This window comes from Nocardiopsis ansamitocini (assembly GCF_030268225.1).
Classification (GTDB): Bacteria; Actinomycetota; Actinomycetes; order Streptosporangiales; family Streptosporangiaceae; genus Nocardiopsis_D; species Nocardiopsis_D ansamitocini.
The window spans coordinates 127568-151610 of sequence record NZ_BSQG01000001.1 but is presented as its reverse complement, the minus strand read 5'-3'; the positions used below and the strand labels follow the sequence as shown (position 1 = coordinate 151610).

Here is a 24043-nt window from a genome sequence, read left to right as displayed (position 1 = left end):
CTCCGGTTGCCCCGCCCGGGGAAACGGCCAGTATGTCCCTGGAGAGCCGGTCGGCGCGTAGTTCGGTGGTCGCGCCCCGGGAGAGGGGCGGGCATTGGCGTCCGATCCGGCGACCGACGGCGTGCCTTCGCTCAGGTTCTCACGCGTTCTGTCTCCTCGGCCGCGGTGCCGTCGCCGAGCGAGAGCACGCCCTTCGCGATTCCCCACCCTGCAATGATCGTGTTGACCAGCATGAAGATCGAGAGCGGCGCGTAGAAACCCGACAGCGCCTGAACGCGTTCGGGATCGCCGACGAACCAGATCATCGCCCACAGTACGCCCGCCCCGATCGCGGCGGCCACCGAACCACGGGCCCAGGCCACGGCTTCGTGGCGAACGCGCGCCGCTCCCTTGCGGGGGGCCTTCGTCGGAGCCGGGCCGCCGGCGAAACGGTGCGCGAAGCGCACGTCGGCCCAGGCGATCACGCTGTGCCCGTACGCCACGGTGAACCCCAGGTACAGCACGCCCACGCCGTGGCTCCACTCGGCGGTGGCCCCCTTGGCCAGGTGCACCGTGATGACCGACAGCAGAAGTACGTCCAGCACCGGAACCAGCAGGAACAGGGCGGCGCTCAGCACGCGCATCCGCAGCAGGTAGCGCGTGGCGAGTCCGCCGAGCACCAGCACCCAGAACAGCGCCTCGCAGATCACGATCGCGGCCACGACCACGGCGTCTCCCATCACTCGTCGGTCCCACCACTGTGCTCACCCGCCCGGGAAGGGGCATCGGCCGCGGGGAGGACGATCCGCTCCTTCTTTCGATGGACGCGCACAGAGGACCGACGTGCTGTGATGGGGGTATGCGTGACGGATCCTGGCGGCAGCTGGTCGATCGGCGGATCCTCTGGGGACGCCTGTACCTGGGCAGCACCCTGTGGGCGGTGACCCACCTGATCATGGGACTGGTGCTGTGGAGTCTGGGCGCCTACGCGGCCCGTCCGTGGCCCCAGCCGGTCTGGTTGCTGGTGCCGCTGGTCGTCGTCTGCGCCGCCCTGTTGCTGCGCCGGACCGCTCCGGGAGTGGGACTGGCGGTCGGCACGGTCGTGGTGCTGGTGGACCTGGTACTGCTGGGGCCATCGGTCTGGGTGCTCATCACCTACGGGGATCTGTTGTACGCGATCGCGGCGTGGGGCCGGCGGAGGTTGGCCTATTGGTCGTTCGCGGTGTTCACCGTGCTCGGTCTGCTCCTGTTCGTGACCGGGGTCTTTTCTGTGGCCGGCGGATACTACCCGGGAGGGCCGCTCGGCCTGCTGCAGACCGCCGGCCTCTATGTGGTGATGTTCCACGTCCCCATGATCAGTGGTCTGACCATCCGGGAGCACCGGATGCGCGCGGAGCTGGAGCGTCAGCGTGCCGGACAGATCGCGCGCCTGGCGGAGCTGGACCGGGCCAATGCCGTCGCCGAAGAGCGCGGTCGGATGGCCCGCGAGCTGCACGACATGGTTGCCAACCACCTCAGCGCCATCGCGGTGCAGTCCACCGCAGCGCTTTCCCTGCGCGAATTCGACCCCGAACGGGTGCGCGGCGTGCTGGAGGTGGTGCGCGACAGCAGTGTGCGAGGACTGACGGAGATGCGGCAGATGATCGGGGTGCTGCGTGCTGACGGCCGGACCGGACTGGAGCGGGTGACCCCCCGTCTGCGCGAGATCGGGCGTCTGGTGGCAGGAGCGAGGGACGCGGGGATGGCGGTGGAGCTGGTCGGGCCGGTCCCCGACGGGGAACTGTCCGCCAAGGTGGACACCACTGCTTACCGGATCGTGCAGGAGTCGCTGACCAACGCCCTGCGGTATGCCCGTCCGCAACTGGCGCGCGTGGAAGTGCACCTGGTCGGCGGGCAACGCTCGCCCGTGCTGCGCATCGGGGTGGTCAACGGCTACGACCCGCACGCCCCGTCGCGCTGGCGCGAGGGGCTGGGGGCCGGGGCCGGGCTGGCCGGAATGCGCGAGCGGGTCGCCCTGCTGGACGGGGTGTTCACCGCCGGTCCCAACGGTGCGGGGGAGTGGGCGGTGCGCGCGGAGCTGCCGCTCGGGCCGGTCGACACGTCAACGGGAGGGGAGCGGAGTTGATCAGGGTGGTGGTGGCCGAGGACCAGTGGGCGGTCCGTTCGGGACTGGTGATGATCTTGGAATCCGTCGCCGACATCGAGGTGGTGGCCGAGGCCGCCGACGGGCAAGAGGCGGTCGAGCACGCATTGCGGCTGCGTCCCGACGTGGTGCTGATGGACGTGCGAATGCCCCGCAAGGACGGGATCACCGCCACCCGGGAACTGGCCGGAACCGGTGTCGACGTGCTCGTTCTGACCACCTTCGACGTCGACGAGTACGTGTTCGGCGCGCTGCGCGCCGGGGCTGCCGGTTTTCTCCTCAAGGACGTCGAGGCCGACGGACTCATCGCGGCGGTGCGCACGGTCGCGCGGGGGGAGGGGGTGATCGCTCCCGCGGTGACCAGGAGCCTCATCGGTGAGTTCGCTGCGACTCGCCCGTCGGCGCGTTCCGTCGCCGAGGACGACGCCTTCGCCGTGTTGACCTCGCGGGAGCGCGAGGTGCTGGTGTGCGTGGGGCAGGGGCTGTCCAATTCCCAGATCGCGCGGCGGTTGCTGATCACCGAGACCACCACCAAGACCCATGTCAGCCGCATCCTGGCCAAACTCGACCTGCGCAGCCGGGTGCAGGCCGCGATCCTGGCCCAGGAACGGGGGCTCCGCTGAGCGAGCCGGGATCCACCCCACCAATCGTCAACTTTTGGTTGACGAAATACATGCGTCAACCTATGGTTGACGCATGACGAATCCAGTTCGCATGACCAACCCGGTCCGCCTCGACGACCTGATCGAGGCCATCAAGAACGCACATCCCGATGAGCTCGACCAGCTCTCCGGCGCGGTCGTCGCTGCCGACCACCTCGGAGACATCGCCGACCACCTGATCGGCCATTTCGTGGACCAGGCGCGGCGCTCGGGCGCCTCCTGGACCGAAATCGGTCGCAGCATGGGGGTCACCAAGCAGGCGGCTCAGAAACGCTTCGTCGCCAAGGACCCCGGGACGCCGTCCGACCTCGATCCCCGTCAGGGGTTCAACCGGTTCACCGAGCGGGCGAAGAACGTGGTGATGGCGGCACAGAACGAGGCCCGTGCGGCGGGCAACAACGAGATCGGCCCCGGGCATCTGGCACTGGGCCTCCTGGCCGCGCCCGACGGGATCGGTGCCAGGGCGATCGTCGCCCAAGGAGTGGGGCTGGAGGCCGTTCGCCGGGCAATCGCCGCCGAGCTCCCCGCGGCGGTCGAACAGGTTCCCGACCTGATCCCCTACGACGCGGGGGCGCGAAAGGTCCTGGAACTCACGTTCCGCGAGGCCCTGCGCCTGGGGCACAACGTCGTCGGGACCGAGCACATCCTGCTCGCGCTGCTGGAGGTCGGTGACGGTTCCGGTGGGCTCGGTGCTCTCGGTGTGGACAAGGCCGCAGCGGAAGTGGCCGTCATCCGTGCAGTTGCCGCCGCTGCTGCCGCGCAGCAGGACGACTGACCGCGACACGGCAACAACGGGGCCGTGGCGGTCGGGAGAGGGGCGGCCGACAAGCTCCCCCTCTCCCGATCTCTTTGCGCTGCTTCGCCCCTGTGCTCCCGGTCTAGCCGGAGAAGCCGGTCAGGCCGCGCAGCAGCGCAGTCAGGCCCAGGTCGAACGCGCCGTCGTGGTCGGGGTCGGTTGAGCGCAGGGCGGCCACGGTGGGGAACCGGGAGTCGATGACGGCCGGTTCGCGGCTGGCCAGCCCCTCGTCGCGCACCTGGTGCACGACCGATCCGACGACGTAGGCGTCCAGCGAGGCCGCCGCAGCGGGTACCGCTGCGGGGGTCAGGCCGGCCTCGGCAAAGGCGGCGTAGTGCAGTTCCGCCGAGTGCAGTGCGACCGCGGTGTCGGGGCGGCGGTGGATGATCAGCGGTAGCGCTCCGGAGTGGCGCAGCAGTGCGGCGCGGTAGGCGTGCGCCCAGTCGCGCAGCCGGTCGTACCAGTGGTGAGGCTCCTGCGGCGGCTCGTCGTCCTCGTCGTCGAAGCCGTCGGTCGGCTCGGCAGGGCGCTGGGGGTCGCTGATGTGTTCCACGATGGCGCCGAACAGCTCTTCCTTGCCCAACGGGAAGTGGTGGTAGATCGCCATGGCCTCCACCTCCAGCGCGTCGCCGAGCCGCCGCATGGTGAGATTGCGAAGGCCCATCCCGTCGATGATGCGCAGTGCTTCGATGATGATGCGTTCGGCGCTGAGGCCGGCATTGTTTCGGCTCACCCCGCCATCCTAGACTTACTTTGTAAAGTTGACGGGCGTTGACGCGTGGCCGCTCGCGCGTCTCTTACGTCACACCTCTAGAGTTGTCCTATCGACCCGACACGAGGAGCCGAGATGGTGCTGGGCAGTCGCAAGGCCGGTTCGAAAGCGCGCGAGTTGCACGCCGAGGACGTCGAGAACGCCGGGCGGCTGCCCGGGCTGTTGGAGACGGCGCAGCAGACCGGCGACGAGCTGGAGGCAGCGCGCCGCGCCGATGCCGACGTCGTGGAGCTGAATCGTCTGGGGGTGGCCTACGACGTCGCCCTCACCGATGCCATGCGTGCGGCCTATGCCCGCCAGCGCGAGCTGGTCGGTGCGCGTGGACATGAGGACCGGCTGTACCGTCGGCGCAGGCTGGCCCGACCCGACGTCAAGGAAGCCACCGACCTCGCCGAGCGGCTGCTGACATTGCGGGAGACGCACCGGTTGCACGGTATCGAGCTGGTTCCGCGCACTCCCGCAGCGGCGGTGTGACCGGAGAACCACGATGACGGACTTCGTGCGTATCGACCAGTCGTCCAGGGTCCCGCCCTACGAGCAGATCCGCACGGCCGTGGCGCACGCCGCGGCCAGCGGGGAGCTGCCCGTCGGCCACAAGCTGCCCACGGTGCGCGCCCTGGCCGGAGAGCTTGCGGTGGCCGTCAACACGGTTGCCCGCGCCTATCGCGAGCTGGAACAGGCCGGGGTGGTGCAGACCCGCGGACGTTCGGGGACGTTCGTCGCGGCGGGGGGAGACCGCCAGCGTGAGGAGGCGCTGGCCGCGGCCCGCCGTTACGCCGAGGTCGTCTCCGGGTTGGGGATCGACGTCGACGAGGCGGTGGAGATCGCTAGGGCGGCCCTGCGCAGCTGAAGGCAGCGGGTGTCTCGCATCGCCTGCGCGGTGCGAAACACCCCTCTCGGTAGCGAATGCGACGGTGGCTGACGCATCGGGGTTCCACGCTGGCCGGCAAGGGTCATAAAAGCGACTAAAAATGTATTTTCTTGGATTAATCGGTAGTTTTGGTGCGAGTACCGATTTCCTGGCCCCTGCCCCCGGCCGATCCGGCATCACCTGGAGGAGCCCCCATGAGCAGACGTCGTTCCGGTTCGGGATCGAGCTCAGGAGGTTTCCGGTCACGTAGTTCGAGCCGATCGAGTTCGCCGCGTCGCTCGAGCGGAGGCGGTAGCGGTGGCTTCACCTCCCGCTCGTCCCGCAGCAGCGGAGGCGGTTTCCGGTCCCGGTCCTCGCGCGACTCCTCCTACCATCGCGGTTACCTGCACGGCTCGTCGTGGTCGGGCCCTCGGCAGCGCTACGGCTCCGGCCGTCGACGCGGAGGGTGCGGACTGGGCGGCTGCTTCCTGGTGTTCATCCTGATCGCGGTCGTCGCCGTGGGCGTCCAGTTGTTCTCCGACGGAGTGCTGCGCCTGCCCTCTTCCCTGTCCTCGGCCTCCCCCTCGCCCTGCGGTGCGGTGGTGTCCCAGATCAGTGGGGTACGCACGGCGGCCCAGCAGATCGAGAGCGAGGTACGTCAGGACGGGAGCTATTACGAGGGCGACTACACCACGCTCGAGCGGCATCTGGACGCCCTGGAAAAGCTGGAGGAGGACGCCGGCGAGCAGGTCGTCACGAACGCGGGAGAGCGCGCCGATGCCGTCGCCGACTTCCTCAACGCCATCGACGCCGGTGACGAGGCCGGTGTCACCAAGTCCCTGGACCTGATCACCGACACCGACGATTCGATGCGTTCGGCGTGCTCCTAGGCGATGGCCCGATCGGGTGCCTCGGCACCCGGTGCGGCTCAGTCCCGGATGCCGCGCACGACCAGGACGTACAGCGCGATGATCCCGATCCATGCGACGAACAGCCCGCCAGGGCCGGCCAGGCCGGCACTGATGCCCGAGATCGGGATCGCGATTCCCAACGAGACGATGCCCATGGACAGCCGCACCGCGTTGCCGCTGGGCCCTTTGGGGTGAAGTTGGTGGCCGTGGCCGAGGTGGGGCGGATATCCACCGGGTGCGGACGGCTGCCCCAGACGAGCATCCAACTGCCCTTTGACCTGGTCGGCGATGCTGGTCTCCAGGCGCTCGGAAAGTGCGGCCGCCACGGCGTCGTCGTAGTCGGGGCCCAGCTCACGGCTTGCCCGCAGGGATGCGGCGATCTCGTCCTCGGGGACGGGGTGTGTGGACATGGCTGCTGACTTCTCCTTGGGAAATGACGAATTCGGTTGTGCGGTGGCCGCGCCGGTGGCGGTCAGCGCCGGCCCCGTGCGAGGACGACCGTGGCGAAGTTGAGGGCGAGGAGCCCCAGCCATAGCAGCGTCACACCGAGAACGCCCGACTGGTCGGCGACGATCGCGGTTCCCGGGGCGCCGAACAGCAGGGAGAAGAAGGCGACGACCCCGACGCCCCAGGCGGTCTCTGCTCCGCTGCCCGCGCCGAGGCCGCGAGTGGTGTCCCGGCGGGAGACGGATCTGCTCAGCGTGTCCTTCGTGACGGGGTCGTCCCCAGAAACCGTCGTCCGGCTGGATTCGGGGGGAGCCGTCATTTCCTCGGTGGACGCACTGTGCGGCTTCATGGCCGTATTTTCTCAGTGCGCCGACGGATGCGCCTCCTCCGGAAGACCGATTCTTTGATCGACGTCGGTAGGGGCACGACGTCAGATGGCCCCGTAGCGCCCGAGAACAGGGCGGTACGGGGCCATCGGTGCCGCGACCGGTGCCCGGCGGTCGGTCCCGACTAGCTGGCGAAGTCCAACAGCTGCTGGGCACGGCTCGGGTGGCGCAGCTTGGACAGCGACTGCTTCTCCAGCTGACGGATGCGCTCCCGGGTGAGCCCCAGGTGCTTGCCGATCTCGTCCAGGGTGCGGGGCCGGCCGTCCATGAGGCCGAACCGCAAGGACATGATGGTCGCCTCGCGTGGTTCCAGGTCCTCGAGTGCACGGCGCAGCTGGTCGGCCATGAGCTGGCGGTCGACCACCTCCGACGCCTCGGAAGCGTCGATGTCCTCGATCAGGTCACCGATGCGGGTCTCGCCGTCCTCGCCGATCGTGGAGTCCAGGCTGATCGGCTGGCGGGTGACGCGCAGGAGCTCTTCGATCTGGGCGGGCGTCTTGTCCAGTTCGAGCCCCAACTCTTCGGGAGTGGGTTCGCGTCCCAGCGTCTGGTGCATGTCCCGCTCCAGACGACTGACCTTGCTCAGCAGCTCCAGGACGTGGACGGGCAGCCGGATGGTACGCGCGGAGTCGGCGAAACCCCGTTGGATCGCCTGGCGGATCCACCACATGGCGTAGGTGGAGAACTTGTACCCCTTGGCGTAGTCGAACTTCTCGACCGCGCGGATCAGGCCGAGGTTGCCCTCCTGGACGACGTCGAGCAGGGTCATGCCGCGGTCGCTGTACTTCTTGGCGACCGAGACCACGAGCCGGAGGTTGGCCTCCAGCATGTGCATCTTCGCCTGACGGCCGTCCTCGGAGACCAGCTCCAGGCACTCGCGCTCGTCGTCGCTGAGGGCGGAGGGGCTCGGAGCCTCTTCCAACAGCCCCAGCTTGTAGTCGGCCAGCAGACCGGCCTCGATCCGCTTGGCCAGGTCCACCTCCTGCTCGGCGGTGAGCAGTTGGCGGCGGCCGATGGCCTTGAGGTAGGTGTGGACGGAGTCGCCCATGGCTGGGGACTGGTCGTCGAGGTCGGCTTCGGGCGCCTCGGTATCGGCCACGCCTGTGGCCTTGCCCTTGCGTGACTTGGTGGGCCTGGTGCCGGTCTCGCCGCCCTCCAGCGCCTCCTCCAGGGCGTCGTCGTCGCTGGTGTCAACAGACTCCAGCGCGGAGTCGTCCCCGTTGGCGAGCCGGACCCCGGCGTCGGAGAGTTCCCGCAGGATGGAGCGGCCTTCGGCCGGGCTGATGCCGGCGGCGGAAAACGCGTTGCGAAGCTCCGCGAGGGACACATGTCCCTGGGAGCGCCCCCGCGTGATCAGCTCGTCCAGAGCACCCGAGGCAGCTTTGTCGGCCACGATCTCGGCCACCGTGGGAGAAGTGGCTAGGGCAGTACGCGACATGAGGGCACCTCCCTCCCTTCCAAGACGTCAGGCACGCGGCGGCTTGGTGAACCGCCGTCTTGGCGCGCCATTATGTCCAACGTGTAGAAGAGTCAAATGTTCCCGAATCTCGATTGGATATCGGCCGAAGTGACGGGAGTCACGTGCTTTTTTGTCGCTTAGGGGGACGCCACCAGGTAAAGGGGGCCGGCGCGATTCGGGGTCGTAGGGCCTTGCTCGGTTGAGGAGTAGGACGCTTCACGCGGTGGGAAGGTTCCCGATCGAACCCGATCAGTCCGGGGCGGACGGGGTGATCAGCGCACGCAGATCCGGTTTGCCCGACGCCAGCAACGGCAGTGAGGACCGCACTTCCACCTCGCGCGGGGCGGCATAACGGGGGAGGTGCCGGCCCACCCAGTCGCGCAGTTCGGTCAGGGCGGGCGGGGCCCCGGGGTCGGAGGGAACCACCACGGCGCTCACCCGCTCTCCCCATTCGGGATCGGGCCGCCCCACCACCGCGGCCTCTGCCACCGAGTCCAACCGGGTCAGCAGCTCGGCGACCTCCCCGGCCACGACCTTGTGGCCGCCGGTGTTGATCACGTCGTCGACCCGCCCGCGTACCCGAAGCGATCCGCCGGCATCGAGCGCCCCCAGGTCGCCGGTGCGAAACCGGATGCGGTCGCCCGAGCCCTCCAGGTGCAGAGCGGTCAGATCGGGGCGCAGCCGGTACCCGTTGAACAGCACGGGGCCGCCCAGCCGCACCAGCCCCTCGTCGTCGACCTCCACGGACACATCCGCCAGCGGGAGTCCGTCGTAGACGCAGCCCCCGCAGGTCTCACTCATGCCGTAGGTGGTGATCACCCGGGCACCGGCGGCCCGCGCCGCGATCAGCAGGCCGGGATCGGCTGCGGCGCCCCCCAGGAGGACGGTGCGAAACGCCGAGAGGTCGCCGCTGAGTGCCAGCAGCCGCCGCAATTGGGTCGGGACCAGCGACACGTGCGGCCGGTGGCGGGCGGCCAATTCCAGGACCTCGACCGCGTCGAACTCCCGGTACAGCGCTGTCGTCCCCAGTGCACGGGCGCGCAGGCCGACCTGCAGGCCCGACACGTGCGCGGTGGGCAGTACGCACAGCCACGCCTCCCCGGTTCGGGCCCCCATCCGCTCCACCGAGGCGCGCGCGGAGTGGCGAAGCGCGTCTGCGCCCAGTTCCACCCCCTTGGGCGTTCCGGTGGACCCGGAGGTGGCGATGACCAGTGCGGTGTCAGCGGACACCGCGACACCGTCGCCGAGGTTCTCGGTGCCTTCGGGCGTCCGCACGCTGTGCGGACGCATCGCCTCGACGAGGGCGCGTACCCGCGCGGGCGGAGTCCCGGGGGCGATGGGCAGGACAGCGGGACCATTCCCGTCCAGGGCCGTGTCCACCAGTTCGGCCAGGCTTTCGGGGGCGAGGCCCGCCACCACCTGCAAGGGTCGGTTCAGCACGATCGCCAAGGGTAGTGCTCCCCGCTGCGAGCGGGGTGCACCGCGGTCGGTGAAGCCGCTGGTCGTACAGTGCTGTGGGGAGGGGCTACTAAGGTTGTGGCCCGAAAGACGCGGGTTTTGGGCGAGGAGAGGCGAGAGCGTGAGCAGCCTGGTGGACTGGAAGCGGTCCGGCGATTACAGCGACATCATCTACGAGACCGCTGAGGGAATCGCCAAGATCACGATCAACCGCCCCGAGCGGCACAACGCCTTCCGGCCCCAGACCCTCTTCGAGTTGCAGCACGCCTTCAACGAGGCGCGCGACGACTCCGAGGTCGGTGTCATCATCTTCACCGGTGCCGGCGATCAGGCGTTCTGCTCGGGCGGCGACCAGAAGATCCGCGGCGACGACGGTTATATCGGCGACGACCAGATGGCGCGCAAGGGCATCGGGCGGCTCAACGTGTTGGACCTGCAGGTGCAGATCCGGCGGCTGCCCAAACCGGTCATCTGCATGGTCGCAGGCTGGTCCATCGGCGGCGGAAACGTCTTGCAGGTGTGCTGCGACCTCACGATCGCCGCGGACAACGCCAAGTTCGGCCAGACCGGGCCCAAGGTGGGTTCCTTCGACGGCGGATACGGCTCGTGGCTGTTGGCGGAGACGGTGGGGCTGAAGAAGGCCCGTGAGATCTGGTACCTGTGCCGCCAGTACAGCGCGCAGGAGGCCCTGGACATGGGCATGGTCAACACGGTGGTGCCGCTGGCCGACCTGGAGCGGGAGACCGTCACCTGGGCACGTGAACTGCTGGAGAAGTCCCCGATGGCGCTGCGCATGCTCAAGGGTGCGATCAACGCGGTCAGCGACGGTGCGGCCGGAATGCAGCAGTTCGCCGGCGACGCCACGATGCTCTACTACATGAGCGAAGAGGCGCAAGAAGGCCGTGACGCCTTCAAGGAGAAGCGGCGCCCGGAGTTCGACAAGTTCCCGCGCCGGCCATGACGGCCCGGGCGTTCGCGATCCCGATGCGCACCCGGTTTCGCGGCCTGGACGTCAGGGAGGGCGTGCTCGTGCGGGGCGCGGCGGGGTGGGGGGAGTTCTCCCCCTTCGCCGAGTACGGCCCCCGTGAGTGCGCCCGCTGGTGGGCCGCGTGCCACGAGGCCGCCGAACTGGGGTGGCCCGCGCCGGTGCGCAGGCGCGTCCCGGTCAACGTCACCGTCCCTGCGGTGGGCCCCGAGCAGGCCCACCGCATCACCGCCGCGGGTGGATGCGCCACGGCGAAAGTGAAGGTGGCGGAGAAAGGGCAGAGCGAGAACGAGGACCTGGCCCGGGTGGAGGCCGTGCGCGACGCCATCGGTCCGGGCGGCCGGGTCCGCGTGGACGCCAATGGTGCCTGGGACGTCGATCGCGCGGTGCGGATGATCGGCCTGCTGGACCGCTTCGACCTGGAATACGTGGAGCAGCCCTGCGCCACCCTGGAGGAGCTGGGCCGGGTGCGGCGCAGGGTGGACGTCCCCATCGCCGCCGACGAGTCGGTTCGTCGGGCGGAGGACCCGTTGCGGGTGCGTGCCGCCGGTGCCGCGGACATCGTCGTCCTCAAGGTGCAGCCGCTGGGCGGTGTCGGTGCGGCGCTGGAGGTGGCCGCTGAGTGCGGACTGCCGGTCGTGGTGTCCAGTGCCGTGGAGACCTCGGTGGGGTTGGCAGCGGGGGTGGCGCTGGCAGCGGCGCTCCCGGACCTGCCCTATGCGTGCGGGCTGGCCACGATGCAACTGCTCGACGCCGACGTGTGTGCCGAGTCACTGCTTCCGGTGGAGGGCTACCTCCCCGTCTCCCGACCGGTGGTCGACGAACGGCTGTTGGCGGAGGTGGAGGTGGACCCGGGCGGGTGGCCGCAGCGTATGGCGGCGGCGCGTGGGCAGTGGGAGGGGCGTTCGGCGACACCCTGAGGGGTGATCCAGCACCCATCAGGGTGCGGGGCGGACTGCCCGGCCCGTCCGCGTGGTTATAACTTGGCAGTCACGTCTCGCTACAAGAGAGTCCGAATGAACCCCTCTACCGCCCTGGCGCGAGTCCTGGTCGACGAGCTGGCCCGGCTGGGCCTGGCCGAGGCCGTCATCGCGCCGGGGTCCAGATCGACCCCGCTCGCCCTGGCGCTGGTGGCACATCCCACGATCCGCGTCCATGTCCGCGTCGACGAGCGCTCCGCGGCTTTTCTGGCACTGGGCCTGGCCCGGGTCTCGCGTCGGGCCGTGGCACTGGTGTGCACCTCGGGAACTGCGGCCGCCAATTTCCATCCGGCGGTGCTGGAGGCCGACGAGAGCGGTGTCGGGCTGCTGGTCCTGACCGCGGACCGTCCGCCGGAGCTGCGCGGAACGGGTGCCAACCAGACGGTCGACCAGATCGGGCTCTACGGATCGGCGGTCCGTTCTTTCACCGAGGTCGGTGTCCCCGAACCGGTGGTGGGAATGGTCGCCTACTGGCGTTCGCTGGCCTGCCGCGCGTGGACGGCCACCCGTGGATCCCGGCCGGGACCCGTCCATCTGAACCTGGCGTTTCGGGACCCGTTGGTGCCCGACGCCGAAGGGGCGGGGCCACCCTGGGTCGAACCCCTTGAGGGGCGCGATCGGAACCGGCCCTGGATCACGATGCCCCTACGCGGCCCCGAACCCGAGCCCCTGGAACTGCCCGACGTGGAGCGCGGCGTCATCGTCTGCGGGGACGGCGACTACGACCCCGTGCCGTTCCTGCAATTGTCCATGGCCACGGGCTGGCCGCTGTTGGCCGAGCCCACTTCCAACCTTCGCCGGTTCGAGGCCGTTTCGGTCTATCGCCAGCTCCTGGCGGTCCCAGGCTTCGCCCAGCGCTATGCCCCCGACATCGTGGTGAGCGTCGGGCGCCCGGGTCTGTCACGCCAGCTCCTGGGGTACCTGCGCCAGGCCCGGCGCCACGTGGTGGTCGCCGACGACCCGCTCGCTTTTGCCGACCCCGTGCGCACCGCCACCGACGTGGTCGCCGCCGTGCGCGCCTCCGACACCGCTCTGCCCGACACCGGTTGGGCGCGCTCCTGGGCGGCGGCCGAGGCCACCGGGCGTGCCGCAGTGGACGCGGTCCTCGACGCCGACGAGTCGTTGAGCGAGCCCCGGCTGGCCCGTGACCTCGCCTCCCACCTGGCCAACGGCTCGTTGCTGTTCGCCGGGTCGAGCATGCCCATCCGCGACCTCGACGCCGTCATGCTGCCGCGTTGTGGCGCGCGCGTGATCGGCAACCGGGGAGTGAGCGGTATCGACGGCACTGTTTCCAGCGCGGTCGGTGCGGCGCTCGCCCACCAGGCCCAGGGCGGCGGGGCGGCCGTTGCCCTGCTGGGTGACCTGGCGATGCTGCACGACCAGAACGGTCTGCTGCTGGGGCCTGCCGAGCCGCGCCCGGACCTGGCAGTGGTCGTGGTCAACAACGACGGCGGCGGGATCTTCTCCGGGCTGGAGCAGGCGGGCCATCCCGATTTCGAGCGCGTGTTCGGCACCCCGCACGGGGTGACGATGGAGCGGGTGGCCGCTGTGGCCGAGCTGCCCTACACCCGTCTGGAATGGGCCACCGACCTTCCCAAGGCCCTGTTGGGCGAGGGGGTGCGTGTGGTGGAGGTCCAGACCGACCGTGTCGCCTCGACAGCGCTGCGCAAGCGTCTGCAGGGGGCGGTGACCGCGGCGGTCGCCGGCTGAGTCCGCGCACCCTGCCGGGCGGGTTCCTGCGGGTCGGTGGCGATACTTGACGCCATGACACGCGTGTTGCCCATGACGGATCCCGCCCGCTGGGTCGACCGCACCGGCCCCGTTGCCGCTGACTCTTTCGCCACCAGGGGTTCGTGCACGCCTCACCCGACGAGGCGGTCATGGTCGCCGCCGTCCGGTGTGGAGCCGGGAACCCTGTTCCCCCACGTCTACGGTCCCATCCCCGTCGGGGCCGTGGTCGGGGTGCGCTACGCACGCCGCGACCCCGACGGTGTGTTCGTCTCCTTCGACGAGCGCGGCCCGCTGGCGTTCGGGACGGGCGGTACCGGCGCCCCCGGTGTCCGGGGCGACGGCCGTTCTGGGGACGGACGTCCGCGCCGCACAGGCTCGGCAGGTTCCCGTCGACGGCGGTATGTGGCAGCGCAGCCTGCCGGCGGGGCCAACAGGGACCCGCGCCACCGTCTGTTGTCTGTTCGTTCCCGGAGCCGACTGGGGCGACGCTCAGGACCAGTAATTCTTGGTTCCATTATATATCGTTTGCTGATATATATAGATCATGGCACTGAGAGAGCAGAGCTACCTCGTGCTGCTGGCCCTCACCGAAGGGCCGCGGCACGGGTACGCGATCATCACCACGGTGCGTGACCTGTCGGAGGGCAGGGTGCGTATCGGAGCGGGGACGCTCTACGGCGCGCTGGACCGGTTGGCGGGGGAGGAGTTGGTGGCCGTGGAGCGCGAGGAGGTCGTCAACGGCCGCAATCGCCGGTACTACCGCCTCACCGACAACGGTCACCGTGTCCTGAGCGAGGAGACCGAGCGGTTGGCGCGCATGGCCGAGACGGCCCGCGCGCGGCTGCTGATGCCGCGTCCGCAACTGGGAATGGGGTTCGCCTGACATGGATCGATACGAGCGGGAGCTGCGCCGGTCACTGCGCTGGTACCCCAAGCACTACCGTGAGCGTCACGGGGACGAGATCGTGGAGACCGCGCTCGAACTGCGCGATCTCGACGAACTCACCGTCAGCAAGGCGGAGCGCCGGGGGTTGATGTGGGCGGGACTGGCCACCCGCGCCAGAGAACGGCCGCCCTTCCTGAACTGGCTGGCCTACCGCTTCTTCAACATCCGGGTACCCCACCGCCATCGCATGTGGGCGCGCGACGACCTCATGAGCAGGTACTACCCGGTGCGCACCATCATGGCCTCGCTGGCCTTCTACCTGGTGCTCGTCCTGCCCCTCTACCTCCTGAGCTCGCCCGAGACCGGTTTCTGGGCGATGCTGGCCGCCCCCTTGGGCGGCGCCCTGGGCGGTGTGCTCACCAACGGAGGGATGATCGCGCTGGCCGGTGGACTCGTGGTGCTGATGGGGGCGGCCAGCATCCCCTATCAGCGCCGCAGGATGCTGACCAAGCACGACTTCCACCGTGACGGTCGGCCGGTGCACTGGACCACCTACCGCGATCCCTCGGGCCGGGTCTGGGCGGTCCGCGCATGACGACGTGAACCGCATCGCCGGCGAGGGGACTGCCCCGCCGGTGATGCGGCCGTCGAGGAGGCTGCTCAGTCGGTCAGCGCGGTGCGCATCGCCGCGAACTTCGTCACTGCCTCGGCCAGTTCGGCCTCGGGTTCGGAACCGGCCACGATCCCGCATCCGGCGAACAACCGTGCGCTCCTTCCCACGACGTGGGCGCAGCGCAGCGCGATCCCCCACTCGCCGTTACCGTGGCCGTCCAGCCAGCCCACCGGCCCCGCGTAGCGTCCGCGGTCCATCTGCTCCAGCTCGGCGATGGCCTCCATCGCCGCCGCGGTGGGGGTTCCCCCCACCGCGGCGGTGGGGTGCAGCGCCGCCACCGCGTCCAGGGCGGACACGCCCGGCCGTAGCGTGGCACGCACCGCGGAGGCCAGGTGCTGCAGATTGGCCAGCCGCAGGATCTCCGGCTGATCGGACACCGTCAACCGCGCGGACAACGGTCCCAACGCCAGGCGCAGCGACTCTGTCGCGTAGGCGTGTTCGGCCAGGTCCTTGTCCGAGTCCAGCAGCGCGGCGGCCAGGGCCGCATCCGTGTCCGGATCCGTCCCACGGGGACGTGTCCCCGCCAGCACCAGCGATTCGAGGGTGTCGCCGTCGCGCCGCACCAGCAGTTCGGGGGTGGCGCCCACCAGGCCGTCGACGGAGTAGGAGTAGCAATCGGGGTAGTCACCCGTCAGGCGGTCCAGGAGCGTGCGTACATCGATGGGGTCGGGTGCCTCCGCGACGAGGTCGCGGGCCAGCACCACCTTCTCCAGCCCTCCGGTGCCGATCCGGTCCACCGCCGCCCCCACCGCCGTGCGCCACGCATCGTCGCCGAGGGCGCCACCGGACCAGCGCAGCGCTCCGATCTCGCGCCGCCGCCCGCTGCCCGCCAGCAGATCGGAGGGGTGGCCGGGCCGATCGTTCACCGTCGTGATCCAGGAGCGCCCCGCTCGCCGGCCCACGATCACCCTGGGCAGGACGACCGTCGAGTCCGTGCCGGTCCCGTCGAAGGAGAACGATCCGAAGACCACCGGTCCGGTGCCGGCGATATTCACGTCGTCGGTCACCTCGGCCCCGGCCAGAAGGGTGCGCGCCCACTCCGCCGCAGTCGCGAAGCGCGTGCGACCCGTGCGCTCGGTCTCGGCGGACAACCGCAGCCGGGCGGCCTCCCCCCAGGCCACCAACCCCTCTCCCCGCCTGATCCAGGCCAGCGGTGCGGTCTCGGGGAGGTGGTCGATCAGGGCGCGGTCGTCGGGGAGCGCCACGGTGCGCACGAAGAGGCGCAGAGGCGGTTCGATGGCGGAGTTCACGACCCAGCAGTCTATGCGTCCTGGTCACCACGGAGAACGAGGCACCTTTTTCTCTCATGCCGGGGGTATCGTCCTTTCGGTTGTGATTTCGGGACGTAAAAGGCCGCGATTGGCGGGAAGGACCGTTGACGGCCCCCTAAGCTGGCCTGCGTCCGCAGCTGACGAATGGTGTGCACGGGGGAAACGCGCGATGGGATGGTTCACTCGGTCGGTGGCGGTATGCCTGGCAGCGCCGATGCTTGCGGCGTGCGCCACTGTTCCTGACGGCGTCTCGCCCAATGTCGGCGGGCTTCCCGGGGCCGGTTCCTCGGCTCCCTCTGCCGCGGCGCACCCTCAGGCGGAGCCGATCCCCGATAACTGCGAAGTCGACGCCGCGCGGCCCAAGCGCCAGATGCGTGCCGCCTGGATCACCACCGTGCGCAACATCGATTGGCCCTCCAAGCCCGGGCTGAGCGTCAAGAAGCAGCAGGACGAACTCGTGGCCCAACTGGACCGCGCGGCCGAGCTCCGCCTGAACGCCGTCTTCTTCCACGTGCGCCCTACCGCCGACGCGGTGTACGCCTCGGACAAGGAGCCGTGGGCGCGCTACCTGACCGGCAAGCAGGGCGGTGACCCCGGTTACGACCCGCTGGAGTTCGCCACCGCCGAGGCCCACAAACGCGGGATCGAACTGCACGCCTGGTTCAACCCCTACCGGGTCGGCTGGAAGGATCCCGACCTCGACGGGCTGGTCGCCGATCACCCGGTCAAGCGCCACCCCGACTGGCTGATCACCTACGACAAGCAGGGCTTCTTCGACCCCGGAAACCCTGATGCCCGCAACTGGGTCACCAGCGTCGTCCTGGACGTCGTGAAACGCTACGACGTGGACGGCGTGCACTTCGACGACTACTTCTACCCCTACCCGGCCGAGGGGGAGACCTTCGACGACGATGCCAGCTGGGAGGCCCACGGCGATGGCTTCGACGACCGTGACGACTGGCGGCGCGACAACGTCGACCAGTTGATCGCCGACATCGACGACGGTATCGAGCAGAGCAAGCCCTGGGTCCAGTTCGGGGTGAGCCCGTTCGGGATCTGGCGCAACAAGAACACCGACGACTCGGGGTCGGCTACCAGCGGTCTGCAGTCCTACGACGCGCTCAACGCCGACACCCGCGCCTGGATCCAGGCGGGCACCATCGACTACGTCGTTCCCCAGCTCTACTGGCACCAGGGCTTCGCCACCGCCGACTACGCGAAACTGGTGCCCTGGTGGGCGGACGAGGTAGAAGGGACCGACGTCGACCTCTATATAGGACAGGCCCCTTACCGGGTCGGGGAGAGCAACTGGACGGGCAAGGACGCGCTGTCGCGACAGCTCGACTTCAACCGCGATCACTCCGCGGTCACGGGCGACGTCTACTTCTCGATGAAGGATCTCAGCGGAAAAGCCCGGGAGGCCACCGAGCACCTTGTGGAGCGCCACTACGGCCGCCCCGCTCTGCCGCCTGTCGCCAACGGCGCCCAGGACGCGCCCGCGCCGGTGGCCGGCCTGGCCGCGGAGCGGACCGACGGGGGAGCCGAACTGGTCTGGAATGTCGCCGACGGCGACCTGATGTACGCGGTGTACCGGGTTCCCGGGCAGGGCGACGACCTCTGTGCGTTGGCCGACGCCGCGAACCTGGTGGCCGTGGTCGGCGCCCCTGACGGGGGCGAGGCACGGTACCTCGACGCCGATGCCCCGGCCGAGGCCGCCGCCTACTACGTGACGGCTCTGGACGTCTACCGCAGTGAGAGCGCGCCCGGAGACGGGGCCCTGATCAGCGACGGTGAGTAAAGACGTACCTGGTGGTTAGCCTCGCTGACCGTGAAACCTGTGGAATTGGCCCCGTGGAAGCGGATAGAAATCGGTCCGACGGGGCAGAGATCCACATGCACCAGCGTTGAATGTCCCCCACACGCCGAGGAGGGTGCCGTGGCTTTGCGGGAGAACGAGAGAAGGATTCTCGCTGAGATCGAGATTCGGCTCAGTGAGGACGATCCTCAGCTCGCCGGGCACCTGTCGTCTTTCGGGTCCGACGACCCTTCTTTCGCGGTTGCCCACAGTGCCGGCGGGTGGCGTCCGTGGCTGGTCTGCGGAGCCATCGCCTTCGCAGTCGTGGGACTCTTGGTCGTGCTCTTCGTTGCCACGCCCGGCGCGTCTTCTGTTCCCTCTCCCGCCGGCTCCACTCCCGCCCCTGAAGCAGTGGTGGCCGATCAGTCGGCTCCTTGAGCCCAGAAGCGTTCGCCGGGTCTGTTGTCCCGGACATGACACGGGCGGCCAACCGCCGATCTTCCGGTTGGCCGCCCGTGCGGCTACGAACCCCGAGACGTCCGCGCCGCTGTGTGCTTACAGTCCGTCCAGGAACTTCTTCGCCAGTGGTGCGGCAGCACCCGAACCGCTCTCGCCGTCCTCGACGATGACCGCGAAGGCGACGTCGTCCTCGTAGCCGACGAACCATCCGTGCGCAGGCAGGTCCTCGCCCTCCTCAGCGGTTCCGTACTCCGCGGTTCCACTCTTGCCGTGCACGTCGCCGGTGAAACCGACGTCCTTGGCGGTGCCCTCGGTGACGACCGCGCGCATCATCGGCCGCAGCGCCTCGGCGTTGGGGACGGGTGTGGGCTCGGGCTGGTCGGGAAGCGCGGGATCGGTGACCAGCACGGGAGAGCGCCACGAGCCGTCGGCCACCGCGGCCGGGACGGTGGCCATGTGCAGCGGAGAGGTGAGCATCTGCCCCTGTCCGATGCTCATGGCGGCCAGAAGCGTGGTGCTGTCCGGGGTCGGGAACGAGGACTCCAGGGTCGGGACGCCCACGTCGAGGTCGCTGTTGAAGCCGAACCTCTCGGCCGCGTCGACCAGCGAGGCTCCGTCCAGCCGCTCGGCGACTTCCTGGACCAGCGCGGTGTTGCACGAGGTGGCGAACGCCTCGGTCACGCTCTGGTCGCCGTACTCGGCGTCGCCGGCGTTCTTGAACGGCCAGCCGCCCACCTCGGCGACCTTCGGGCAGTCCATGGTGTCACCGGTGCCCAGGCCGGCGCCCAGCAGCGCGTCGTAGGAAATGATCTTGAACGTCGACCCTGCCGGGTACTGCCCTTCGAAGGCGCGGTTGAAGCCGCCGGGGGCGTTGACCGCGGCCAGGACCTCACCGGTGGAAGGTCGCACGGCCACAAGGGCGGTGGGTTTGCCCTGCCCGCTGATGGCGGCGCCGGCGGCGCTTTGGATCGCGGGGTCGATGGACAGGGTGACGTCCTGGCCGGGAGTTCCCTCGATACTGCCCACCACGGGGGCGTCTTCGTCGGGTTCGGCGTCCTCCCCCTCGTCGACGATCTGGATGCTGGTGGTGGGAGTGCCTGCGAGCCGGGCCTCCTGGGATTTCTGGATTCCGCTGGCGCCGGTGGGGTCGCCCTCGGCGTAGGCAGGACCGAGGTCCTCCAGGTCTTCTGCGGAGGCGGTGCCGACCTCGCCGACGATCATCCCCACCGAACTGCCCGCGTTCTCCGGGGTGTCCACCCGTGAACCGTCGGCTGCCAGGACCTGACCGCGGTCGCCCCACTGGTTGACACGGGTCAGGGTCTGGCCCTGGCCCAGTTGCGGGTGGATGACGGAGGGGGAGAACGCCACCTTCCATTCTCCGTCGACCCGCTCCAACGGAAGCTCGCCCTCGTAGGACCAGTCGCCCGCGTTGGCCAGGGTCAGGGCGACGGTGTAGGGGACGCTCGCGGTGTCGCCGTCGCTGGTCACCGTCCCGGTGGTGACCGAGGTGGACTCCACGCCCAGGTTCTCGGCCACGGCGGTGTACGCCTCGGCGACGCCCTCGCCGGTGGCCAGTTCCGCGAGTGCGGGGTAGTCACCGGAGTTCCAGGCACTGGCGTAGCCGGTGACGGTCTCCTCGGGTTTGGGCATGGACAGTACGTACCAGGACACGCCGGCCCCGGCCAGGGCCAGGACCGTCACCCCCGCGACGATTCCGATGACCAGTCCCTTGCGGGAGCGGCGCTCGGGCTCGGGGGCAGGCTTGGGCTCGTCGGAATCGTGAGTATCAGGGGGTGGGGGGAACCCGGGGCCCGCGGGAGCCGCGGCGGGGAAGTCAGCTGCTCCATCCCCTTCAGGCGTCCATCTGTCGTCCACGGCGCACGCTGTCCTTCCCTGGCAGGATGAGAAAAACCCCGCGACTCAAGGGGGAGGCGCGGGGCGGAGCAAGTGAGTGGGTGGCCGGTGTGGCGGTCGCCTCACGGCGTGGTGCACAACGCGGCTCCATGTGGCCGTACGGAGCACCCCGCCGGGGGCGGGGGCCGCACGCGGTATTCCGCGAAGGCGTGGGTTAGAGCCCGGGGGACACTTAGACCACACCGACCACCAGAAACTCTAACCCATCGGTGTGCGTGGATGTTCCCCGAACGTCGTAATCGGGCGAGATCGACCGAAGCCCCCGGCGACGCCGGGGGCTTCGGGGGCGGAGAGAGGTCAGCCCTCGGTACGGGCGATCTGGGTCATCTCATCACGGGCGAGAACCTTCACACGCTTGCGTCCGTGCGGCACGCCGAGGGACTCCTCGTGGGCCTCGATGCGCTTCCAGCCCTCCCAGGTGGTGAAGGGGACGCCGCGCTCGTGCAGCAGCCGGGTGAAGGACTCCGGGGCGGGGTCGGTGGCCCGGGGCAGCGCCTCGTGGTCGGCCACCAGGTTGCCCACGGTCTCCAGCGCATCGCCCTTGGTGTGCCCGATCAGGCCGACCGGGCCGCGCTTGATCCACCCGGTGGCGTAGACGCCCCGCATGGGGGTGTCCTCGATGTCGAGGACCCGGCCGCCGTCGTTGGGCACGACGCCGCGCTCGGCGTCGAAGGGCAGGTCGGCCAGTGGGGAGCCCAGGTAGCCGATGGCCCGGTAGACGGCCTGGACGTCGTGGTCGACGAACTCGCCGGTGCCTCGGGCGTTACCGGTGCCGTCCAGCTCCATGACCTCGGTGCGCAGGCCCGTCACGCGCTCGGTGCCCAGGACCTCGACGGGGCGGTGCAGGAAGTGCAGGTGCAGGCGGCGCTCGGCGCCACGGGGGTCGCGGATCGCCCAGTTCTGCAGGACCTTGACGTTGGTCTTGATCTGGTTGGAGTCCTCGATGGCGGCCAGGCTGGCCTCGTCGAGGTCGAACTCCTCGGGGTAGACGATCACCTCGACGCCGGGCTGCTTGTCCAGCTCGCGCAGTTCCATCGGGGTGAACTTGCCCTGCGCGATGCCGCGACGGGCGAAGACGTGCACGTCGGTGATCTGCTTGTTCAGCAGGTCCCGGTGCACGTTGTCGGTGATGTCGGTGGTGAGGAGGTCGTCGGCGTGCTTGGCCAGGATGCGCGCGACGTCGACGGCGACGTTGCCGGCGCCGATGACGGCGACGCTGGTTCCGTCGACGTGCCAGTTGTGGGGAACGTCGGGGTGGCTGTCGTACCAGAAGACGAAGTCCGCGGCACCATGGCAACCGGGCAGGTCGGCACCGGGAATGTCCAGGGGGCGGTCGCGGTCGGAGCCGGTGGCGAAGATGACGGCGTCGTAGTGGCGGCGCAGGTCGTCCAGCTTCAGGTCCACGCCGTAGTTGACGTTGCCCAGGAAGCGAACCTCGGGTTTGTCGAGGATCTTGTGCAGCGCCCCCTGGATCTGTTTGATCCGGGGGTGGTCGGGCGCGACTCCGTAACGGACCAGCCCGTAAGGGGCCGGAAGCTTGTCGAGGATGTCGATGCTGAGTGGCGTTCCGCTGGCGGCAAGGGTCTCGTCCTTGGTCAGCAGATCGGCGGCGTAGATACCCGCAGGTCCAGACCCCACGATTCCCACTCGCAGTGGACGCGTCATTCGATTCTCCATCCTTCGCGTCTGATTCGGCGGCACGTGCGTGGCCGGCAGGACGTGCCGCGCGCCACGGTCGCCCAGGACACGATAAATCAGGCTAGGCTAACCTAATAGTAGCGGAAAACAATTCCCCACTAAACCAACTATAAAAATAGACAACCCTCTTCTTGTCCGGGTTGCCGGGGGGACGTTACCGCGGTCGGATATCCCCGCGCACGTCAAGGTGTGGATTGGTTCCCCAACATCTGCAACGCATGTACGGTGCTGCCTCAAGCCCCGACCGCCTGTGGTTTAGCTCACGCGGTCGCGGTGTCACTGCTTGCCCGGGCCGTTCAGGGGTTTCGCCTCGGCCTTGGCCGATGCCGCGAAGCGGGCCACCCGCTCCTGCCCCGAGAGGCGCTGGATGTCGGCCATGATCGCCTCGGTCGCTTCGCGGCGGGCCCGCGCCTTGTCTGCCTGGCCCTTCCATGAGGAGAGGTCCACCGGCGGCCCGAAGCGCACCCCCACCCGGCGCAACGCGGGGATCCGGCGCCCCTTGGGGCGAATGTGCCGGGTGCCCGACAGCGCCGCCGGGACCACCGGAGCGCCGGAGGTCAGTGCCAACCAGGCCAGGCCGGTCTGCCCCTTGTAGAGCCGACCGTCTGGCGAACGCGACCCTTCGGGGAAGATCCCGAAGACGTTGTCGTCGGCGAGCACGTCCAGGCTGTTGGACATCGCCTCCTGGGAGCTCTGCCCCGGCCTGCGGTCCACCGACACCTGACCGATGGCCCGTAGGGCCCGGCTGAACATCCGCTGGGCGATGTTGCCCTGGGCGAACAACTCCTGCTTGGCGATGAAGATGATTGGCCGCGGCACGACCACGCCCAAGAACAACGGGTCGATGTTGGAGTGGTGGTTGCACGCGATGATCACCGGTCCGTGCGCCGGGATGTGCTGCAGTCCCTCGACCCGCTGCGGCCACAGCGCGATGGTGACCGGCTTGATCACGGATTTGGCGATCCCGTACAGCGACACGGACGGTGTCTCCTTCTCGCCTTGACTGCTTCACTCCCGACGCGTGAACTCTAGCGGTGCCTTTGGCCTGTCCGGACGCCGAGGTGCGCGCTAGAGTTTGGTCTAGACCTATCCGGGAGCGAGAGAACCGAGGGCACAACACCATGGCGCGCCTGATCGACCTGAGCCACCAGATCGTTGCCGGTATGACGACCTACCCCGGGCTGCCCGCCCCGGTCATCGAGGACCACCTGTCCTTCGACGACTCCCACGGCACCTACGCGGCGGGTACCGAGTTCCAGATCGGGCGCATCTCCATGGTCGCCAACACCGGCACCTACCTCGACACGCCCGCCCACCGCTACCGCGACGGCTCCGACCTCGCCGACCTCGAACTCTCCAAGGTCGCCGCGCTGCCGGGCATCGTGATCGACCCGACCGAGCGCGAGGTGGGCCCCGAGGCGTTCAAGGGTGCCGACGTCGCCGGGCGCGCCGTTCTCATCCGCACCGGCTGGGACCGGCACTGGCGCACCGAGGCATACGGGGACCCCGGGCATCCCTGCCTCACTGAGGACGGGGCCCGCGCGCTGGTCGACGCCGGCGCTGCGCTGGTCGGCATCGACTCGGTCAACATCGACGACACCTCCTCCCACAGCGCGGGGGCACGCCCCGCGCACTCCCGGCTGCTGGCAGCGGGAATCCCCGTGGTGGAGCACCTGTGCCTGTTGAACGAGCTCCCCGTGGAGAACTTCGAGTTCTTCGCCGTACCGGTCAAGATCCGCGGACTGGCCACCTTCCCGGTCCGCGCCTTCGCCCTCGCCGCGCAGTAGC

At 69.4% G+C, this 24043-nt stretch carries 24 protein-coding genes; 14 read left to right on the top strand and 10 right to left on the bottom strand.

Features of this window, described 5'->3' with window-relative positions; genetic code table 11:
• Nucleotides 1-131 precede the first annotated feature (131 nt).
• A complete protein-coding gene (locus tag QSJ59_RS00710) occupies nt 132-719 on the bottom strand; it encodes a hypothetical protein (protein WP_285756678.1) in 588 nt (195 codons plus the stop codon).
• Nucleotides 720-838: 119 nt separating this feature from the next.
• On the opposite strand from QSJ59_RS00710, the gene QSJ59_RS00705 reads away from it, so the two are divergent.
• The 3 genes from QSJ59_RS00705 (at nt 839) to QSJ59_RS00695 (ending at nt 3559) form a co-directional block, all read left to right on the top strand.
• Nucleotides 839-2104, top strand: a complete 1266-nt coding sequence (locus QSJ59_RS00705) for a sensor histidine kinase (RefSeq protein WP_285756677.1) — start codon at nt 839-841, stop codon at nt 2102-2104.
• The gene (locus QSJ59_RS00700) at nt 2101-2745 is read left to right on the top strand and encodes a response regulator (protein WP_285756676.1); all 645 of its coding nucleotides are present in this window, start codon (nt 2101-2103) and stop codon (nt 2743-2745) included. The genes QSJ59_RS00705 and QSJ59_RS00700 overlap by 4 nt, the downstream gene beginning before the upstream one ends.
• A gap of 73 nt (nt 2746-2818) precedes the next feature.
• Entirely contained in the window at nt 2819-3559 is a 741-nt protein-coding gene (locus QSJ59_RS00695; RefSeq protein ID WP_285756675.1) for a Clp protease N-terminal domain-containing protein, read from the top strand.
• Nucleotides 3560-3662: 103 nt separating this feature from the next.
• Here QSJ59_RS00695 and QSJ59_RS00690 read toward each other — a convergent pair whose 3' ends face one another.
• Nucleotides 3663-4313 (bottom strand): TetR/AcrR family transcriptional regulator C-terminal domain-containing protein, encoded by a 651-nt coding sequence (locus QSJ59_RS00690; protein ID WP_285756674.1) that lies wholly within the window; start codon nt 4311-4313, stop codon nt 3663-3665.
• Between the two features lie 114 nt (nt 4314-4427).
• On the opposite strand from QSJ59_RS00690, the gene QSJ59_RS00685 reads away from it, so the two are divergent.
• The 3 genes from QSJ59_RS00685 to QSJ59_RS00675 all read left to right on the top strand — a co-directional run bounded on the left by QSJ59_RS00685 (nt 4428) and on the right by QSJ59_RS00675 (nt 6092).
• Entirely contained in the window at nt 4428-4826 is a 399-nt protein-coding gene (locus QSJ59_RS00685; RefSeq protein ID WP_285756673.1) for a hypothetical protein, read from the top strand.
• Nucleotides 4827-4839: 13 nt separating this feature from the next.
• Nucleotides 4840-5202 (top strand): GntR family transcriptional regulator, encoded by a 363-nt coding sequence (locus QSJ59_RS00680; RefSeq protein ID WP_285756672.1) that lies wholly within the window; start codon nt 4840-4842, stop codon nt 5200-5202.
• 215 nt (nt 5203-5417) lie between these two features.
• On the top strand, nt 5418-6092 hold the full coding sequence (locus QSJ59_RS00675) for a hypothetical protein (RefSeq protein ID WP_285756671.1): 675 nt from the start codon (nt 5418-5420) through the stop codon (nt 6090-6092).
• A gap of 38 nt (nt 6093-6130) precedes the next feature.
• On the opposite strand, the gene QSJ59_RS00670 is transcribed toward QSJ59_RS00675, so the two are convergent.
• From QSJ59_RS00670 to QSJ59_RS00655, 4 genes are all read right to left on the bottom strand, one after another.
• Nucleotides 6131-6523 carry a hypothetical protein gene (locus QSJ59_RS00670; RefSeq protein WP_285756670.1) on the bottom strand — a complete coding sequence of 131 codons (393 nt, stop codon included), beginning with the start codon at nt 6521-6523 and terminating at the stop codon, nt 6131-6133.
• Between the two features lie 62 nt (nt 6524-6585).
• Nucleotides 6586-6909 carry a hypothetical protein gene (locus QSJ59_RS00665; RefSeq protein ID WP_285756669.1) on the bottom strand — a complete coding sequence of 108 codons (324 nt, stop codon included), beginning with the start codon at nt 6907-6909 and terminating at the stop codon, nt 6586-6588.
• 161 nt (nt 6910-7070) lie between these two features.
• Nucleotides 7071-8384 (bottom strand): sigma-70 family RNA polymerase sigma factor, encoded by a 1314-nt coding sequence (locus QSJ59_RS00660; RefSeq protein WP_285756668.1) that lies wholly within the window; start codon nt 8382-8384, stop codon nt 7071-7073.
• A gap of 270 nt (nt 8385-8654) precedes the next feature.
• Nucleotides 8655-9845, bottom strand: a complete 1191-nt coding sequence (locus QSJ59_RS00655; RefSeq protein WP_432707391.1) for an AMP-binding protein — start codon at nt 9843-9845, stop codon at nt 8655-8657.
• A 139-nt stretch (nt 9846-9984) separates the two neighbouring features.
• On the opposite strand from QSJ59_RS00655, the gene menB reads away from it, so the two are divergent.
• From menB to QSJ59_RS00630, 5 genes are all read left to right on the top strand, one after another.
• Nucleotides 9985-10824: a 1,4-dihydroxy-2-naphthoyl-CoA synthase gene (menB, locus tag QSJ59_RS00650; protein ID WP_285756667.1), complete on the top strand. Its 840-nt coding sequence runs from the start codon at nt 9985-9987 to the stop codon at nt 10822-10824.
• Complete coding sequence (locus QSJ59_RS00645) at nt 10821-11768, top strand: o-succinylbenzoate synthase (protein ID WP_285756666.1); 948 nt, start codon at nt 10821-10823, stop codon at nt 11766-11768. The genes menB and QSJ59_RS00645 overlap by 4 nt, the downstream gene beginning before the upstream one ends.
• A 96-nt stretch (nt 11769-11864) precedes the next feature.
• Entirely contained in the window at nt 11865-13538 is a 1674-nt protein-coding gene (menD, locus tag QSJ59_RS00640) for a 2-succinyl-5-enolpyruvyl-6-hydroxy-3-cyclohexene-1-carboxylic-acid synthase (RefSeq protein ID WP_285756665.1), read from the top strand.
• A 565-nt stretch (nt 13539-14103) separates the two neighbouring features.
• Nucleotides 14104-14442, top strand: a complete 339-nt coding sequence (locus QSJ59_RS00635; protein ID WP_285756664.1) for a PadR family transcriptional regulator — start codon at nt 14104-14106, stop codon at nt 14440-14442.
• A 1-nt stretch (nt 14443) separates the two neighbouring features.
• Nucleotides 14444-15040: a hypothetical protein gene (locus QSJ59_RS00630; RefSeq protein WP_285756663.1), complete on the top strand. Its 597-nt coding sequence runs from the start codon at nt 14444-14446 to the stop codon at nt 15038-15040.
• 65 nt (nt 15041-15105) lie between these two features.
• On the opposite strand, the gene QSJ59_RS00625 is transcribed toward QSJ59_RS00630, so the two are convergent.
• Entirely contained in the window at nt 15106-16368 is a 1263-nt protein-coding gene (locus QSJ59_RS00625) for an isochorismate synthase (RefSeq protein ID WP_285756662.1), read from the bottom strand.
• A 190-nt stretch (nt 16369-16558) separates the two neighbouring features.
• Between QSJ59_RS00625 and QSJ59_RS00620 the strand changes: the two genes are divergently transcribed.
• Together QSJ59_RS00620 and QSJ59_RS00615 are read left to right on the top strand one after the other, a co-directional pair.
• Nucleotides 16559-18187: a glycoside hydrolase family 10-like protein gene (locus QSJ59_RS00620; protein WP_285756661.1), complete on the top strand. Its 1629-nt coding sequence runs from the start codon at nt 16559-16561 to the stop codon at nt 18185-18187.
• A 138-nt stretch (nt 18188-18325) separates the two neighbouring features.
• The gene (locus QSJ59_RS00615; protein ID WP_285756660.1) at nt 18326-18622 is read left to right on the top strand and encodes a DUF3040 domain-containing protein; all 297 of its coding nucleotides are present in this window, start codon (nt 18326-18328) and stop codon (nt 18620-18622) included.
• Between the two features lie 117 nt (nt 18623-18739).
• On the opposite strand, the gene QSJ59_RS00610 is transcribed toward QSJ59_RS00615, so the two are convergent.
• The 3 genes from QSJ59_RS00610 to QSJ59_RS00600 form a co-directional block, all read right to left on the bottom strand.
• Nucleotides 18740-20518: a penicillin-binding transpeptidase domain-containing protein gene (locus QSJ59_RS00610; RefSeq protein ID WP_285756659.1), complete on the bottom strand. Its 1779-nt coding sequence runs from the start codon at nt 20516-20518 to the stop codon at nt 18740-18742.
• 336 nt (nt 20519-20854) lie between these two features.
• Entirely contained in the window at nt 20855-22204 is a 1350-nt protein-coding gene (locus QSJ59_RS00605) for an FAD-dependent oxidoreductase (protein ID WP_285757825.1), read from the bottom strand.
• Nucleotides 22205-22531: 327 nt separating this feature from the next.
• Nucleotides 22532-23233: a lysophospholipid acyltransferase family protein gene (locus QSJ59_RS00600; RefSeq protein ID WP_285756658.1), complete on the bottom strand. Its 702-nt coding sequence runs from the start codon at nt 23231-23233 to the stop codon at nt 22532-22534.
• Between the two features lie 143 nt (nt 23234-23376).
• Here QSJ59_RS00600 and QSJ59_RS00595 point away from each other — a divergent pair, with 143 nt between their 5' ends.
• A complete protein-coding gene (locus QSJ59_RS00595) occupies nt 23377-24042 on the top strand; it encodes a cyclase family protein (protein WP_285756657.1) in 666 nt (221 codons plus the stop codon).
• Nucleotide 24043 lies beyond the last annotated feature (1 nt).

Coding starts and splice junctions, on each gene's coding strand:
- QSJ59_RS00595 (WP_285756657.1), top strand. CDS start 23,377: ATGGCGCGCCTGATCGACCTGAGCCACCAGATCGTTGCCGGTATGACG.
- QSJ59_RS00660 (WP_285756668.1), bottom strand. CDS start 8,384: ATGTCGCGTACTGCCCTAGCCACTTCTCCCACGGTGGCCGAGATCGTG.
- QSJ59_RS00645 (WP_285756666.1), top strand. CDS start 10,821: ATGACGGCCCGGGCGTTCGCGATCCCGATGCGCACCCGGTTTCGCGGC.
- QSJ59_RS00635 (WP_285756664.1), top strand. CDS start 14,104: ATGGCACTGAGAGAGCAGAGCTACCTCGTGCTGCTGGCCCTCACCGAA.
- QSJ59_RS00705 (WP_285756677.1), top strand. CDS start 839: ATGCGTGACGGATCCTGGCGGCAGCTGGTCGATCGGCGGATCCTCTGG.
- QSJ59_RS00710 (WP_285756678.1), bottom strand. CDS start 719: ATGGGAGACGCCGTGGTCGTGGCCGCGATCGTGATCTGCGAGGCGCTG.
- QSJ59_RS00620 (WP_285756661.1), top strand. CDS start 16,559: ATGGGATGGTTCACTCGGTCGGTGGCGGTATGCCTGGCAGCGCCGATG.
- QSJ59_RS00695 (WP_285756675.1), top strand. CDS start 2,819: ATGACGAATCCAGTTCGCATGACCAACCCGGTCCGCCTCGACGACCTG.
- QSJ59_RS00670 (WP_285756670.1), bottom strand. CDS start 6,523: ATGTCCACACACCCCGTCCCCGAGGACGAGATCGCCGCATCCCTGCGG.
- QSJ59_RS00675 (WP_285756671.1), top strand. CDS start 5,418: ATGAGCAGACGTCGTTCCGGTTCGGGATCGAGCTCAGGAGGTTTCCGG.
- QSJ59_RS00630 (WP_285756663.1), top strand. CDS start 14,444: ATGGATCGATACGAGCGGGAGCTGCGCCGGTCACTGCGCTGGTACCCC.
- menD (WP_285756665.1), top strand. CDS start 11,865: ATGAACCCCTCTACCGCCCTGGCGCGAGTCCTGGTCGACGAGCTGGCC.
- QSJ59_RS00680 (WP_285756672.1), top strand. CDS start 4,840: ATGACGGACTTCGTGCGTATCGACCAGTCGTCCAGGGTCCCGCCCTAC.
- QSJ59_RS00685 (WP_285756673.1), top strand. CDS start 4,428: ATGGTGCTGGGCAGTCGCAAGGCCGGTTCGAAAGCGCGCGAGTTGCAC.
- QSJ59_RS00665 (WP_285756669.1), bottom strand. CDS start 6,909: ATGAAGCCGCACAGTGCGTCCACCGAGGAAATGACGGCTCCCCCCGAA.